The organism is Paenibacillus sp. FSL K6-2393, assembly GCF_038002545.1.
Lineage (GTDB): Bacteria > Bacillota > Bacilli > Paenibacillales > Paenibacillaceae > Paenibacillus.
In genome coordinates this window covers 3,425,756-3,440,871 of sequence record NZ_JBBOCU010000001.1, presented here as the reverse complement: position 1 = coordinate 3,440,871, position 15,116 = coordinate 3,425,756, and the positions used below count along the sequence as shown (strand labels likewise).

Below are 15,116 nucleotides of genomic sequence, written 5' to 3'. Positions count from 1 at the left end.
ACAAGGAGGATGAATGTGATGACCACATTTCAGGTAGAGCAGACATACAGCAATTACATTAACGGAGAATGGGTGAAGGCGACATCCGGTGAAACAGAACCGAGCATCAACCCGGCGAAGCGGAAGGAGGTAGTTGGCTATGTCCCCACCTCCGGCGTAGAGGATCTGAACCGGGCTGTCGCAGCGGCGAAGGAAGCAGCAAAAGATTGGCGGAGGTTATCGGGTGCGGAACGCGGCAACTATTTATTTCAGGCAGCCAATGTGCTGGAACGCCGGGCCGATGAAGTTGCAGAGGCGATGACCAGGGAAATGGGCAAAACACTCCCTGAAGCCAAAGGAGAGACACTGCGCGGTGTCGCAATCTTAAGGTATTACGCTGGAGAAGGCATGCGAAAAACCGGTGATGTCATTCCATCAACGGACAGCGAAGCGCTGATGTTTACGACCCGTGTACCCCTTGGCGTTGTAGGGGTTATTGCTCCTTGGAATTTCCCAGTAGCCATTCCTATATGGAAAACGGCTCCGGCCTTGATCTACGGCAATACGGTTGTGTTAAAGCCTGCTCAGGAAACTGCGGTCACTGCGGCTAAAGTAATGGAGTGTTTTGCAGAGGCGGGCATTCCGGCAGGCGTTCTTAATCTGGTATGCGGCAGAGGCTCAGTGATCGGATCTGCACTTGCTGAGCATCCGGATGTGGGCGGAATAACGTTCACAGGCTCCAATGAAGTGGGCAAACGGGTCGGCGGCGCAGCACTGGCACGTGGGGCCAAGTATCAACTTGAAATGGGTGGGAAAAACCCGATTATTATCGCGGCTGACGCTGACCTGGATTTGGCTGTGGAAGCCACGATCAGCGGTGGGTTGAAATCGACCGGGCAAAAATGTACGGCCACCAGCAAGGTCATTATTGAACGAAAAGTATACGATGCCTTCAAAGAAAAGCTGCTCTCGCAAATCCAGGAAATCCGGCTCGGTGACGGCATGTCTGCTGGAAGCTGGATGGGTCCATGTGCAAGCGAAGGACAGCTCAATACCGTGCTGAGTTATATTCAAAAAGGTCAGGATGAAGGTGCCGTTCTGCTCGCTGGCGGAAAAAGAGGGGACGGTCCGGGACTCGAAGAGGGATTCTATGTGCAGCCGACCGTATTTGAAGGGGTCGAATCCCATATGTCCATCGCCCGAGAAGAAATCTTTGGCCCGGTCCTGGCCTTGATTGCGGTAGATTCCCTGGAGGAAGCGATCGAAGCGGCTAATGACAGCGATTACGGCTTAAGTGCTTCCATCTATACACAGAACGTCGGAGCCATGTTGTCTTTCATCCGGGACATGGATGCGGGACTGGTCAGAATTAATGCAGAAACGGCCGGCGTAGAGCTGCAGGCTCCGTTCGGCGGAATGAAGATGTCAAGTTCACATTCAAGAGAACAGGGGCAAGCGGCTATCGAGTTTTTCACGGCCATCAAAACGGTCTTTGTGAAGTCATAAACTGTGGGAGGCTATCATGTACGAACAGATTACGTCGATTATGGGAGAGACCGCGTCCAACTGCTTCGATATCATAGCACATGCTCCAGGGGCTGCCGGACGTCTGCCTTTAACGGATGATTTGCTGCGGAATGCTCCAAGCGGCGACTTGTTTGGCATGTCCCAGAATGTTGGAATGGGCTGGAAGCCCGGGGAATTGAACGGAAAACAATATCTGATCTTGAGTACGCAAGGTGGCATACGCAATGAAGATGGCAGCCCGGCAGCACTCGGTTACCATACGGGTCACTGGGAGGTCGGCCTGCTGATGAAGGCTGCCGCAGAAGAACTGTCGAGCCGGGGAGGAATCCCGTTTGCTGGATATGTCAGCGATCCGTGTGACGGCAGATCTCAGGGGACAACCGGCATGTTTGACTCGCTTCCGTACCGGAACGATGCCGCTATGGTATTTCGCAGACTGATTCGCTCGCTGCCAACACGTAAAGGCGTGCTTGGTATCGCCACTTGTGACAAAGGCCTTCCGGCGATGATGCTCGCGCTTGCCGGCATGCCGCAATTGCCTGGTGTAATCGTTCCCGGTGGCGTCACACTTCCGCCTACCGATGGAGAGGATGCCGGTAAAATTCAGACCATCGGTGCACGGTACGTCAACGGGGAACTTTCTCTGGAAATGGCGTCGGATTTAGGATGCCGAGCTTGTGCTACACCGGGAGGAGGCTGTCAGTTTCTAGGTACCGCGGCTACAGCCCAGGTTGTAGCCGAGGCAATGGGTATGACAGTGCCACATGCCGCGCTTGCACCTTCCGGGCAGCCGATCTGGTTTGAAATGGCGCGCCAATCGTCACGTGCACTCATCCATATGGAATCACAGGGGATGAGGATGGCAGACATTGTCACGGATGCATCCATTCGCAATGCGATGACCGTCCATGCTGCGTTTGGCGGATCGACCAATCTGCTTCTTCACATACCGGCAATTGCCCATGCGGCTGGTTTAACCGTGCCTACGGTACAGGACTGGATACAAGTCAACAAGAATGTTCCAAGACTGGTGAGTGCCCTGCCAAACGGACCGATCTTTTATCCGACCATACGTGTCTTTCAGGCTGGAGGGGTACCAGAGGTCATGCTTCACCTCAGACAGCTGGGTCTGTTGGATGAGTCTGTACCAACGGTTACAGGTACTTCACTGGGTCAGGTATTGGACTGGTGGGAATCGTCGGAACGCCGTCATCTCATGCGGAAGCAGTTAAAAGAGCAGGACGGCATTGATCCAGACAGTGTCATCATGAGTGTAGAACACGCTCAGCGGCTTGGAATCTCATCGACCGTAACATTTCCAACCGGGAATATCGCTCCGGAAGGTTCTGTCATCAAATCCACCTCTATTGATCCTGCTGTGCTGGATGAGCATGGCGTATACCGTCATCGTGGCAGAGCAAAGGTGTTTACCACCGAACGTGAGGCGATCCATGCGATTAAGACCGGAGGAATTCTGGCTGGCGACGTTGTTGTGCTTCTCGGGCGAGGTCCATCGGGAACCGGAATGGAGGAGACGTACCAGCTTACATCAGCGCTTAAACATTTGCCTTTTGGCAAATACGTGTCTCTAATTACGGATGCCCGGTTCTCCGGTGTTTCCACCGGAGCGTGTATTGGTCATGTTGGCCCCGAAGCGCTGGCAGGCGGACCGATTGGCAAGCTGCGTAACGGAGACCTGATTGACATCGCGGTTGATCGTAACACACTGGAGGGCAGCATTAACTTTGTCGGAGAAGGAGAGCTGGAGTTTTCGCCGGAAGAAGGTGCACTCATCCTGGCACAAAGGCCCTTTCATCCAGATATGAGGCCTGATGAAGCTTTGCCGGATGATACAAAGCTCTGGGCTGCATTGCAATCGGTCAGCGGTGGGACTTGGAGAGGGAATGTATATGATGTAGAGCGGATCATAACCGCCCTGGAAGCCGGCAAAAAAGCGCTGGGCTGGTACTGATATCCACCTTTTGTGAATCTGCTGTTGTACAGATCATTACTTTCATACCGGAGGTTTCTTCCATGAATAAGATCAAGAAAATGATCACCAATCCCATCCTGCCCGGTTTCCATCCCGATCCGTCCATATGCCGAGCAGGGGAGGATTATTATATCGCCACTTCCACCTTTGAATGGTTCCCTGGTGTACGAATTCACCATTCCCGGGATCTGGTCAATTGGCGGCCAATTGCTTCTCCGCTGACTCGTGTAACGCAGTTGAACATGGAGGGCAACATTAATTCCGGAGGCGTATGGGCACCCTGTCTTAGTTACGACAACGGTGTGTTTTACCTGATTTACACCGATGTCAAAAGCCGGGTAGGCGCTTTTAAAGATACCCACAATTACCTTGTGACAGCAACGGATATCGAGGGCCCTTGGTCCGAGCCGGTGTATCTGAACAGCAGTGGTTTTGATCCTTCCCTGTTTCATGATGAAGACGGGCGCAAGTGGCTGGTCAATATGATATGGGATCACCGTAAGGGCAAAAATCGGTTTGCAGGCATCGTTCTTCAGGAATATTCCGTCCAGGAACATAAGCTGATCGGACCGGCCGTTAACATTTTTAAGGGAACAGAATTAGGGTTGACCGAAGCACCCCACCTTTATAAAAACAAGGGTTATTATTATCTGATTACTGCTGAAGGAGGAACCGGTTATGAGCATGCGGTTACAGCAGCACGTTCTCGTACGTTACAAGGCCCTTACGAGGTCGATCCTGCCAATCCGATCCTCACTTCATACGGCAGACCAGATTTAGCTCTACAAAAAGCGGGTCACGGCAGTCTCGTCGAAACGCACACCGGCGAGTGGTATATGGCTCATCTAGTCGGACGACCCGTTCATCACAAATATTGCATTCTTGGACGTGAGACCGCACTTCAGCCGTGTACATGGAGCGAGGACGGCTGGTTGAGACTTGCGAGCGGTGACCGATATCCGGAGGTTCAGGTGCCTGCACCAATGATCCAGCCCCATCCGTTTGAGCCGATTGCTGAAATGGATCATTTCGATCACTTTGAGCTTCGGCATGATTGGAATACACTACGCATTCCACCCGATTCGACATGGGTCAGCTTAACGGAACGTCCCGGTTACTTGCGCTTGCACGGCATGGAGTCGATGAGTTCAACGCACAGGCAGAGCATGATCGCACGCAGACTTCAGGCCTTGGAGTGCGAAGCCGAGACGTGTCTGGAATTTGCGCCGGACCATCCACAGCAAATGGCAGGATTGATTTTGTACTACGATACCCAGGACTATCTCTACTTACGTGTAACTTATCATGAAGACAAGGGACCTTGCTTGGGGATTATTCAGTCCAAATACGGGCTATACGACGAACTGCTTCAGGATATTCCGCTAGAGTCGGTGAGCACGCTCCGTTTAAAGGCTGTGGTGGATCAAGATCGCGCCCGCTTTTACTATGCGATAAATAGTGATTCATCCTGGAATACAGCAGGCGAGTGGGTTGATATCACACATCTGTCCGATGAATCTCCGGAGTATATCCGGTTTACGGGAACCTATATTGGTCTTTGTGTGCAGGATCTTGGTGGAACCCGCAAACATGCCGATTTTGATTACTTTATGTATAAAGAAACAAAGCATGCAGCAGGTGTATTGGAAAACATGTGACGGTCTTTGAAAAGGCACATTATTCCATATAAATCAGTTGATATCGTTAGGGACAATAATGGAAACCAGCATGAAATGAACATGGAAAGTAAAGCAGCAAGAATAGAGGAATATATGCTCGCAGAAGTAAAGGAACAGGGCATAGTGCGGAGCAGGAAGGCTGAGTGTGATCATGACGATTCTGCTGGGGCTGGACTTCGAGACACTTCGTACATTAACATAGATGGAGTGAGATAATGATCGGTACAGTAATGTACCGTTTTTTTGTGTTTAGGAAGATTGTTTTGAGATAGTACCTGATAGAGGTGATCAAGCATGAGTAATTATTCGATAAACCAACCGTATGCAAGCTCCCGATCTGATATTCAAAATGTTCTGCGTGATTCTCGTTTGCCTGCTTTGATCTGGGGCATATTGATTTATTTTTCTGCATTGTATTCCCAGCTACCGATGTTGCCCACATGGTTTGAATTTATGATGTTTACAGCTCTCATTCTGGTTCACATTCTGCTGCATTGGTATGCCGGATACGTTGTCGATCGAAGACCCTGGATTTATTTTGTGACACAAGGATGTATTGTCTGGGGGTGTGCGTTATTCATGCCTAATGCTCATTCTCTCATCTTTGTAAGTCTATTGACGGCTTTGGCCGGTCAGAGTATTGGCGTATACGCTCAACGGATGAAGGTGCTTCTGGTATGTACCTTTTACTGTACCTTGTTTTCTGTCTCCCTGGTTTGGCTCGGGACTACCGAGGATTTGCCATCTACAGTACCATCGCTCTTCTTTATCATGTTTTTCGTAATCGGCTATGCTGCTTTGTTCTATAAACAAGTTCGTGCCAAATTACGGACCCAGTCGTTTTTACGTGAGTTGGAACGAGCGCACAGGAAAGTTGAGGAGCTAACGATTGCCAATGAACGTCAAAGGATGGCCCGTGATTTACATGATACCTTGGCACAAGGGCTGGCAGGTCTCATCATGCAGCTTGATGCCGTAGATGCGCATTTAGAAAATGATAATAACCACCGTGCCCACGAGATTGTTCAGTTGTCAAAAGCCCAAGCCAAGCGCACGCTTTCAGAAGCGAGAAGCGCAATTGACGACTTGCGTTCGTATTCTGCAGAGGTCATAGATATTTCTAAAGCAGTGAAGGAAGAGGCTGAACATTTCTCACATATGACAGGGATTCGTATTGTCACTCGGTTATCGATGCCCCATCTGGTGGTGCCGAAGTTGATCTTCGAACATAGCTTACATATCATCCGAGAATGCTTGGCCAATACAGCTAAATATGCTAATGCTACGAATGTAGAAGTCGTGGTTGCTGCGCGGGAAAACGAAATCGAGCTAAGCATAACGGATGACGGAATAGGGTTCGATACCAACCTCATCGAGAAACAATCCGGTAGTTATGGTCTAATTGGCTTATATGAACGAACCCGAATTATGGGCGGGGAGATCGAAATTGAAAGCGGGAAGCAAGGAACCCAAGTTTCTGTTCGCATCCCATTACAACAGGAGGACATCAACGTATGACAATCAAGATTCTTATCGTGGACGACCATTTCGTCGTTCGGGAGGGACTTAAGCTGATCCTGGAAACCAATCAAAGGTACGAGGTAGTTGCAGAAGCATCTAACGGTATGGAAGCGATTCGACGGGTAGATACTTACAAGCCGGACATTATTCTATTGGATCTAAACATGCCTGAAATGGGTGGCCTTGATACCATGACAGCGCTCAGAGCTAAAGGAATGGATATACCGATCATTATTTTGACTACATATAACGAGGATGAAATGATGATCCGCGGGCTGGCTTTAGGTGCTAAAGGGTATTTGCTAAAGGACACGGGAAGAGAGATGATATTTCGCTCGATTGATGCAGCGATGCGGGGAGAAACGTTGCTACTTCCAGAGATCAGCGAGAAAGTATTTGCTCACAAGACATCAGAAAAGGCGAAAGAATCATCCTCGACGAGGATATCTCTCACAGACAAAGAGCTAATCGTGCTTCAAGCAATTGCCCGTGGCTCTCGAAGTAAAGAAATCGGCTTTGATATGGGCATATCCGAACGGACTGTAAAGACTCATTTAACGAGTATCTACAATAAATTGGGTGTGGATTCGAGACCGCAGGCCGTCGCCGTCGCGGTGGAGCGTGGAATATTGCATTTATAATCTAACATTTCATAGATTTGCCCGATCGTACACTGGGGACTTGCCCTTTTGTACGATTTTTTATTTTTCTCCTCCGTTTATGATAGTTGCATGAATACAAATTGGAGGAAAAATGATGAAAAAAAGACTGACAACGATTCTGGCAACTGTTATCTCACTGACCATGCTATCCGCCTGCAGTAGCACTAGTAGCGGGACTTCCACACAGGAGGAAATTCCGAAACCTGAAAATAGCGTTGCTTCCGCACAGAATGAGTTTCCGAAACCGATGGGAAGTTATACGGTCGGGCGTACACAGATGGACTTCAAGTACACAGCATCAGACCATTCAGAAAGAGAACTGACGGCATTATTTTTCTATCCGTCCGACAGTAATGAGGGCAAGCCGACGGCAGAATATGCATTTCCGGAGTTTCATTCACTGAGGGATAAGCTTTTGGTTAGATTAGGGGGCACAGCGGGTGGTGAGCAGCTTTTTGATTCCAATTTCAAAACGTGGTCTTACGACGATCTGGCCTTGTCTGAAAAGGAAAAACAATATCCGGTTTTATTCTTTGTTCATGGCGCAGGCGCATACCCGCAGCAAGGTACTTTGTTCGCTCAAGACCTGGCAAGCGCTGGCTATATTGTGGTATCCATCGGACATGCCGAAAGTGGTGTGTACAAACTTAAAGATGGACGAACGGTTGGGTTGTCAGAGAAATTTATGGACGAAGTAACGAAATACGGAATGGAAGCGGCCACCCTAACTCCACCTGAAATTGTGACAGAGAAGCTTGAGGAAGAAGAAGCTATTGAGATTGCTCGCAAATTAACTTCGGCGCCTGAAGCAGTCAAGTTTGCAAAATATGCCGTTTTACAGAGCGAGGATATTCGATATGTTGCAGATAACTTGTACAAAATGAATACAGGTGACATGGAATCCATGTTTAAAGGCAGATTACAGCTTGATCTCGGTATGGGTGTGTTCGGACATTCTTTTGGAGGAACGACAGCGGCAATTGTTAGCCGTGACGATGACCGATTTGTCGGCGCTGTAAACCTTGACGGTAATATGTTAGGTGCCTTAGATAGCGATTTTAAGAAACCTTTCATGCAGCTTAGCACCGTGCTAGCCTATAATACAAATGCATTTCTTCTTGAATCCAACAGTAAGGACACCTACTTTGCCATTATTGATAATGTAGTCCATGGTGACTTCTCCGATTCCTTGTTTACAACTACGGATAAAAAATCCAGAGGAACCCGAGACGCGATGGAACAGCGCAACATCATCACTTCTTATACAAAGGCGTTCTTTGATAAATATATGTTGAAAAAGGATACGGATATTGACAGCCTTACCTTTGACGGCGTAGAGATGATTAAGAAACCTCAAAAGCCTTAGTATTGATTTGCCTGAAGTTTTCAGAAGGGGTAACGAGAGAAGAGGGGGACGGATTTAACCCTGCGAGATTTAACTCCGAACTCTTAAAACCAAAAAGATAAAAGACCTTACGTTCGTGGAAACGTTAAGGTCTTTTTATCTTTTGGGCAATCGAAGAATTCTTAGCCTATTTGTTCAATACTCACAACCGTTCTAATGGGTGGCGAGGGTTCTAGTTGGTCAAAGCCAGCAGTGATCCTTACTCTTTGCCCTACTTCAAATGTTTCATATGTTTCTCTATCGACCAAATAATACGAAGCTTCCTGGTCTTGTGCTAGTTCTATAAAATCCTCAAGATTTCCATTCTCCAGGTCTTCCTTACTTATATTTTGTAGTACAAGAAATTTGTACTTGTCATTTTCATCTGTTTTAAATACTACAGTGCCCTCGAAAACTGGATAATTCTCTTTCTCATCCTTGTTAGAACAGCCCGCAAGTATAATCATACTAATGAAGATAAACAATACTATTTTCTTCATAATAACCTCCTTGATTTGAAATAAAGTTTTCCCCTTGCTTTTAAGTATACCCTACGTAAAAAAAGCAAATTATTACTAAAAAGTAATTGATACGTAAAAAGTAATTGATACGTAAAAAGTATGACATATGGCATGAGGATTCCTTTAAATTATAAGTTCCTAGAGTAGAAAAAACTAAAAAGAGGTCACAATGATGGATACCCTAAAATGGATTCAAAGCTGGTATTATGAAAACTGTGACGGTGATTGGGAACATTCATACGGTGTGCGAATTGATACTGTAGATAATCCTGGTTGGTCTGTCGAAATCGATTTGACGGATACATATTTAGAAGATGTGCCATTTGATTCGATTGAAGAAGAGAGAAATGAACAAGATTGGTTCTACTGTATCGTGAGAGATGGAGTGTTTCACAGTGCAGGGGGAGCAAAAAATTTAGAAGAGATGCTTCTTTGCTTTAAAGATTGGGCTTCAAGTTTGGATAGAAGTTAATAATGCACTAACCATCGGGAGTAATCTAAGGAGAGAACCATATGTATCTAAAAGAATTTAATTTGGATTTACCGTATGTTGTAGATGATGAAACTATTGAATTTATAATGAAAAAACAAAATTGTGAGTACAACGAAGCAACAAAATTAGATTATGCGTTGAATTGGAAATGGAAAAGACGCTCTTTTAGTTTGGAAACTCGCTGTATTACAGCGATGTATGAACGTCTATTTGGGAAATACAATACGAAAGATTGTCGGAAAGTACTAATAGAATGTGTAGAAAACATTACGGATGAACGGATTGTTAACGTTTCTGGTGTGTGTTCGGTACCAATCCAATTTAGTTTGAATGACTTTAATGAAAAAAATGAGTTGGAGAAAAAAAAAACTACACTTCGACTGTTAATGGAAGGTATAGAGAAACTTGCTCTACGTAATAATTGGGAGGTTGATCCATTTAGGGAGATAGCTTTGCAAATAGAGGCGTTAGATTATGTAAATGAATGGACTTGGAAAAAAGACTTGAAGAGCCCTAATAAGAAGCACAATGCTAGAGTCATTTGCCACCATAATGTAGATAGCATGGACATATTCCTATCTATTTTACAACGAGATGGTACGCAAGTACTTTTAGAGAAGGTCATATCAGAACAACCAGATGAATTTGCCTATGATAGACATCTAGGTGAACTTACATGGGTATCTGATTTTGAAGTTGCTTTAATTAATAAAACAGGCACTGAAAAATTTTCTGCAACCCTAGAACATTAATTATTTTGCCTCTAGAAAACATTGTCCAGCTGGTGTCATGGTCTCTTTTATTATTAGGCATGCATTTACCTTGAGGTTTTTATTCCTCTCGTATAAATGACATGCCTGTTTTTTATTTGTACTGTAAATCCCTTGTAATTTTACGTCCCGTTGGTGTCTGGGCGAGGCCGCCGCCGGCTGTTTCGCGAAGAGATTCAGGCATGGCTGATCCAACCTCCAACATGACCTGCACTACCTCATCCGAAGGGATGATGCTGCGTACGCCAGCAAGAGCAATATCGGCGGCTCCCAGAGCAGTAATTGCACCAAAGCCATTGCGCACGATGCATGGTATCTCGACCAATCCAGCTACCGGATCACAGATCAGGCCCAGGGTGTTTTTCAGAGCAAGTCCAACGGCATGAATCGCCTGAGAAGGGGACCCGCCCCGGATATCCACCAACGCCCCGGCTGCCATCCCGATGGCAGAACCCACTTCGGCTTGACAACCTCCTTCCGCACCAGAGATGAACGAATTGTTGGCGATGACGTAACCAATGGCTCCAGACGCGAACAGGCCGTAAACCATTTGTTCATCGGACCACCCAAACCGTTCCTGGCTGCTAATAAATACACCGGGAATGATGCCGCAGGAACCCGCCGTCGGTGTAGCAATAATTCGACCCATCGAGGCGTTGACCTCAGAAACTGCAAGGGCGTAACTCATCGACAGACTGGCATGGTCGCCAAGTAAGGATTGTCCATCTGCGCGGTAACCCATCAGTTTGCGGGCATCTCCGCCAGTCAAGCCGCTGTTGGAAGTAGTATCGGTATGCAGACCTTGATGCACCGCACTTTTCATAATTTCATAGTATTCTTGCATTTGTTTGAAGACAGCATCCTTGTCTTCGCCCGATTCATGACATTGCTCTTCCAGCATGAGCTGACCGAGGGTGAGATTACGGGTCTCCGCCAGTTCAGCAAGTTGTTTTAACGTTTGAAAATTCATTGGCGAAACTCCTTTTTTAAGAAAGCTGAAGTCAGATATTTAAGCTATAGACAGAGTAGAGTGACATCATGGACTTCCGGGAGCACCTCAATCTGGTGGACCACGACAGGATCCATCTTGCCATCACATTCTAGTACCATCATAGCTTCACCGCGCCGATTCTTTCGATCCACGGACATGTGTCCAATATTAATGTGATTATCCACGAGCAACCGAGTGACGATGGCAATGACGCCCGGTTCATCGCTGTGACGGATGATGAGTGTAGGATAGAGCGCCGTCAATTTCAGGTTGTAGCCGTTGATCCGGACGATTTCGATATTTCCTCCACCGATCGATGTGCCTACCATATTCAATGTACGATTTCCCGCAGCGTTGGTTAATGCAATCTCGGCCGTGTTCGGATGAGGGTACAGCCCCGTCCCCGGACGGATGATGGTTTCCATACCAGCAGTGTCTGCATGGGCAAATGCATCAGGCAGTCCGGGGTCATCCGTGTCCATGTCCAGCAGACCACCCACGATGGCGGTGTCGGTTCCATGTCCTTTGTACGTTGCGGCAAAAGAACCAAACATGAGGATCTCAGCATGTGAGGGACACTCCCCGAACAGATGTCTAGCTGTACGTCCAATCCGTGCTGCTCCAGCGGTATGGGAGCTTGAAGGTCCAACCATGGCTGGACCAATAATAGAAAATACGTCTTTGAACCTCACGGTCTTATTCTCCCCGTTTCGGAGGTTGCACATCTGCCGGAACGAGACAGTCGTAGGATTCCCCACCGAGTCTGTCCAGTAATTCCTGCTGCGCTTCCTTGACGATCTCTGGATGTAAAATGGATTCAATGGCCGTAGCCGCCATCGCTTTAGCTGCGAGCAACATGCCTTTGTGAGCAAAGCTGCTCTTGCCCTGAGCAACGGTTTGCCATGCGTGAAGCGGCGTGCCAAAGGCCATCGTGGTCGTGATACATTGTGCTGTCGGCACATTCCAGCTAACATCTGCTACATCGGTTGAACCACCCATGAACGTTTCCCGCTCATCCGAATATGGAGCAATAAAATTTGGTAGGGGGCGTTCAGCCAAAAGCGGCGCAAGCTCAGGGCCAACTAACGCGCCAGCTTCCTGTTGGTTCTGTAGGGGCAGCGTCTCATAGATCGCTTTGGCATAATTGTATTCATCCTCTTCATACTCAGGTGCGCCGAAGGCAACGAGATGTTGATGCATTATTTTTTCAAGCGTACTGTTCGGAATCAGGTTGGCGCAGGCGCCTTCATATTTGAAGTCCATCGTTGTTTCGGTCATCAGGGCAGCCCCTTCGGCCACTTTCACCAGACGTTCAAACAGACTACGTACCTGTGCGCTCTTGGGAGCTCGAACGAGATAAGTGACCTCGGCTTCCGCTTGCACTACATTGGGAGCCAAGCCGCCTGAGTTCGTGATCGCATAATGAATTCTGGCCTGATCAATCATATGTTCACGCATATAGTTCGAACCGATATTCATCAGCTCAACCGCATCGAGAGCACTACGTCCCAGGTGAGGAGCGGCAGCGGCATGAGCACTAATGCCTTTAAAGGTAAATGTGCCGTGAATGACAGCATTGGAGCTTCCATGCATAACGGCATTCAAGGAATGAGGATGCCAGGAGAGAGCGGCATCTACATCTTTAAAATAACCTTCGCGAGCCAGATAGGTTTTACCATATCCACTTTCCTCGGCAGGACATCCGTAAAAGCGCACCGTTCCTGGGTTTTCCGGATGTTCCTGAAGATAGTCTTTGACCGCAACTGCAGCAGCCAATGCACCAATGCCGAGCAGATTATGCCCGCATCCATGACCGTTTCCACGCGGCTGAACAGGTTGATATGTGCTGATTCCGGCTTCCTGGCTGAGATCAGCCAGGGCATCGTATTCGCCCAATAGAGCAATAACGGGCAACCCCGAACCATAGGAAGCGTAAAAACCGGTTTCCAATCCTGCCACACCTTTCTCAATCGTGAAGCCTTCGGATTCCAGCATCCCCATAAGCAGCTCTGCTGATTGAAATTCATCGAAACGTGTCTCTGCAAAGCCCCAGACTCGGTCACTGGCATTGGTGAACATATCGCGTTTTCCTTCAATGGCTTCCGAGATAAATTGAGTCAAATCTACAGTTGTTGTCATAATTCATAGCACCTCTTATTCGTTAAAATGGTTGTATTGTCGTATAGAACATGAACTAAATGTCGAAGTAACATGTGGCGGCAAACTCTTATTTATGAATTGCAGAGAAATTGTTTATACAGCTTTTGCTTGCATCTCAGTTATGTTATCCTGATCCGAATTCGAACGACGAGAGAACATCAAGGTAATGGAGCAGATCAGAGCGAAAGCAATCAGCATCATAAAGGCGGTGGCATAAGACCCCCCGGAAGCTTCAACCAGGAATCCGATCAGCATCGGAGTCAGAAAACCTGCAAGCTGAGCTCCTGTGTTAATGAATCCATTGGCTGTTGCGACGACAGATTCGGGCATCGTTTTAAGGGACTTCGAAATGATCAGTGTTGAGATAAATCCGGCCATTGCCGTAACGATTGTCATGTACGTAATGAATGTGGTGATGCTGCCCGCGGAGCCCATCAGATACAGGAACAAGGCCACAAGTACACCGAACACAGAAGCGATAATTCGATCTTTGCCTGCCGGGATACGGTCAAGCACATATCCGCTGAGAATCATGGTGAAAATGCTGACCAAAGCCGGAATGGCGGCGAGCAATCCCATTTGAGTCATATCCAATCCCCGGACATTGACCATGTACGTCGGCATCCAGGATTGAAGCCCCCAGTTCACTGCATAAATGCTGAAGTAGCTGATGAACAAATTCCAGATCATGGGCGTCTTCAGGACGGTTTTCAGTGATGTTTTGGGTTGTTGGCCCGAGCCGGAGGTCGCAAGTGCAGGCTTGGCGGGTTCTTTTAATAAAAAGAACATCAAGGCTGTGATGAGGATCCCTACCGCACCAATGATATAGAACAGGTTGCGCCAGCCAATGGTCACAAGGGCGTGTCCGGTAAGAATCGGAGTAATTACCCCCATAATGGCTGCGGATGACAGCATAATGGACATGGCTCCACTGCGCTGATTAATGGGAAAGTTTGTGGCAATCGCTTTGGAACCGGAAGGGAAGAAGCTGCCTTCTCCGATCCCAAACAGGAAACGAACAAAGATGAGAGAGAACAGCGACCAGGCTGAACCCGTAAGAATAGTGAACACAGACCAGGAGAATAAGGAAACGAGAATAACTTTCCGATAACCGAAACGGTCGGCGAGTGCTCCGCCTGGAATTTGCATAATGGCATATCCGAGAAAAAAGCTGCTGAGGATGATTCCTTGTGCAGAAGCACTTAGGCCCAGATCCTGAGTAATGCCAACAATGGCATAGTTGATGACGAAACGATCCAGGTTGCCAAGACACCAGCCGAGAAACAAGAGAGTGAGAACAATGTACTTGAAGTGTTTACTGTGCATGATTTTAGACATCGCGTTACCTTCCTTCTCATCGAATGTTAACTAAATTTCTGTGTTGCTTTAAAGTTACATGATGTAGGGGTTTCAAGACAATGTATATCTCTGTATAA

Annotated in this window: 14 protein-coding genes; 9 read left to right on the top strand and 5 right to left on the bottom strand. The window is 47.5% G+C overall.

Going from position 1 to position 15,116, the window contains the following annotated elements; genetic code table 11:
- The first annotated feature begins 18 nt into the window (after positions 1–18).
- The 7 genes from gucD (at position 19) to MHI14_RS15230 (ending at position 8,727) form a co-directional block, all read left to right on the top strand.
- Entirely contained in the window at positions 19–1,485 is a 1,467-nt protein-coding gene (gene gucD / locus MHI14_RS15260) for an alpha-ketoglutaric semialdehyde dehydrogenase GucD (protein WP_341130677.1), read from the top strand.
- 16 nt (positions 1,486–1,501) lie between these two features.
- Complete coding sequence (locus tag MHI14_RS15255; protein WP_341130676.1) at positions 1,502–3,478, top strand: YjhG/YagF family D-xylonate dehydratase; 1,977 nt, start codon at positions 1,502–1,504, stop codon at positions 3,476–3,478.
- Positions 3,479–3,540: 62 nt separating this feature from the next.
- Positions 3,541–5,157, top strand: a complete 1,617-nt coding sequence (locus MHI14_RS15250) for a glycoside hydrolase family 43 protein (RefSeq protein WP_341130675.1) — start codon at positions 3,541–3,543, stop codon at positions 5,155–5,157.
- Between the two features lie 6 nt (positions 5,158–5,163).
- Positions 5,164–5,394, top strand: a complete 231-nt coding sequence (locus MHI14_RS15245; RefSeq protein ID WP_133384906.1) for a hypothetical protein — start codon at positions 5,164–5,166, stop codon at positions 5,392–5,394.
- A 78-nt stretch (positions 5,395–5,472) separates the two neighbouring features.
- Positions 5,473–6,696 (top strand): sensor histidine kinase, encoded by a 1,224-nt coding sequence (locus MHI14_RS15240; protein WP_133384907.1) that lies wholly within the window; start codon positions 5,473–5,475, stop codon positions 6,694–6,696.
- Entirely contained in the window at positions 6,693–7,340 is a 648-nt protein-coding gene (locus MHI14_RS15235) for a response regulator (RefSeq protein ID WP_133384908.1), read from the top strand. The genes MHI14_RS15240 and MHI14_RS15235 overlap by 4 nt, the downstream gene beginning before the upstream one ends.
- Positions 7,341–7,455: 115 nt before the next feature.
- Positions 7,456–8,727 (top strand): alpha/beta hydrolase, encoded by a 1,272-nt coding sequence (locus MHI14_RS15230; RefSeq protein ID WP_240768020.1) that lies wholly within the window; start codon positions 7,456–7,458, stop codon positions 8,725–8,727.
- Between the two features lie 161 nt (positions 8,728–8,888).
- On the opposite strand, the gene MHI14_RS15225 is transcribed toward MHI14_RS15230, so the two are convergent.
- Positions 8,889–9,245, bottom strand: a complete 357-nt coding sequence (locus tag MHI14_RS15225) for a DUF3221 domain-containing protein (RefSeq protein WP_133384909.1) — start codon at positions 9,243–9,245, stop codon at positions 8,889–8,891.
- Positions 9,246–9,438: 193 nt separating this feature from the next.
- Here MHI14_RS15225 and MHI14_RS15220 point away from each other — a divergent pair, with 193 nt between their 5' ends.
- Together MHI14_RS15220 and MHI14_RS15215 are read left to right on the top strand one after the other, a co-directional pair.
- Positions 9,439–9,738 (top strand): immunity 53 family protein, encoded by a 300-nt coding sequence (locus MHI14_RS15220; protein ID WP_341130674.1) that lies wholly within the window; start codon positions 9,439–9,441, stop codon positions 9,736–9,738.
- Between the two features lie 41 nt (positions 9,739–9,779).
- Positions 9,780–10,511 carry a hypothetical protein gene (locus MHI14_RS15215; protein WP_341130673.1) on the top strand — a complete coding sequence of 244 codons (732 nt, stop codon included), beginning with the start codon at positions 9,780–9,782 and terminating at the stop codon, positions 10,509–10,511.
- Between the two features lie 112 nt (positions 10,512–10,623).
- Here MHI14_RS15215 and sdaAA read toward each other — a convergent pair whose 3' ends face one another.
- The 4 genes from sdaAA to MHI14_RS15195 all read right to left on the bottom strand — a co-directional run bounded on the left by sdaAA (position 10,624) and on the right by MHI14_RS15195 (position 15,018).
- Positions 10,624–11,499 carry an L-serine ammonia-lyase, iron-sulfur-dependent, subunit alpha gene (sdaAA, locus tag MHI14_RS15210; RefSeq protein ID WP_341130672.1) on the bottom strand — a complete coding sequence of 292 codons (876 nt, stop codon included), beginning with the start codon at positions 11,497–11,499 and terminating at the stop codon, positions 10,624–10,626.
- Positions 11,500–11,543: 44 nt separating this feature from the next.
- A complete protein-coding gene (gene sdaAB, locus MHI14_RS15205; RefSeq protein WP_341130671.1) occupies positions 11,544–12,212 on the bottom strand; it encodes an L-serine ammonia-lyase, iron-sulfur-dependent subunit beta in 669 nt (222 codons plus the stop codon).
- A gap of 4 nt (positions 12,213–12,216) precedes the next feature.
- A complete protein-coding gene (locus MHI14_RS15200; protein ID WP_341130670.1) occupies positions 12,217–13,659 on the bottom strand; it encodes a M20 family metallopeptidase in 1,443 nt (480 codons plus the stop codon).
- A 114-nt stretch (positions 13,660–13,773) separates the two neighbouring features.
- Positions 13,774–15,018, bottom strand: coding sequence for an MFS transporter (locus tag MHI14_RS15195; protein WP_341130669.1), 1,245 nt, complete (start codon positions 15,016–15,018; stop codon positions 13,774–13,776).
- Positions 15,019–15,116: the final 98 nt, after the last annotated feature.

Coding starts and splice junctions, on each gene's coding strand:
- MHI14_RS15255 (WP_341130676.1), top strand. CDS start 1,502: ATGTACGAACAGATTACGTCGATTATGGGAGAGACCGCGTCCAACTGC.
- MHI14_RS15235 (WP_133384908.1), top strand. CDS start 6,693: ATGACAATCAAGATTCTTATCGTGGACGACCATTTCGTCGTTCGGGAG.
- MHI14_RS15230 (WP_240768020.1), top strand. CDS start 7,456: ATGAAAAAAAGACTGACAACGATTCTGGCAACTGTTATCTCACTGACC.
- sdaAA (WP_341130672.1), bottom strand. CDS start 11,499: ATGAATTTTCAAACGTTAAAACAACTTGCTGAACTGGCGGAGACCCGT.
- MHI14_RS15225 (WP_133384909.1), bottom strand. CDS start 9,245: ATGAAGAAAATAGTATTGTTTATCTTCATTAGTATGATTATACTTGCG.
- MHI14_RS15220 (WP_341130674.1), top strand. CDS start 9,439: ATGGATACCCTAAAATGGATTCAAAGCTGGTATTATGAAAACTGTGAC.
- MHI14_RS15215 (WP_341130673.1), top strand. CDS start 9,780: ATGTATCTAAAAGAATTTAATTTGGATTTACCGTATGTTGTAGATGAT.
- MHI14_RS15240 (WP_133384907.1), top strand. CDS start 5,473: ATGAGTAATTATTCGATAAACCAACCGTATGCAAGCTCCCGATCTGAT.
- gucD (WP_341130677.1), top strand. CDS start 19: ATGACCACATTTCAGGTAGAGCAGACATACAGCAATTACATTAACGGA.
- MHI14_RS15195 (WP_341130669.1), bottom strand. CDS start 15,018: ATGTCTAAAATCATGCACAGTAAACACTTCAAGTACATTGTTCTCACT.
- MHI14_RS15250 (WP_341130675.1), top strand. CDS start 3,541: ATGAATAAGATCAAGAAAATGATCACCAATCCCATCCTGCCCGGTTTC.
- MHI14_RS15200 (WP_341130670.1), bottom strand. CDS start 13,659: ATGACAACAACTGTAGATTTGACTCAATTTATCTCGGAAGCCATTGAA.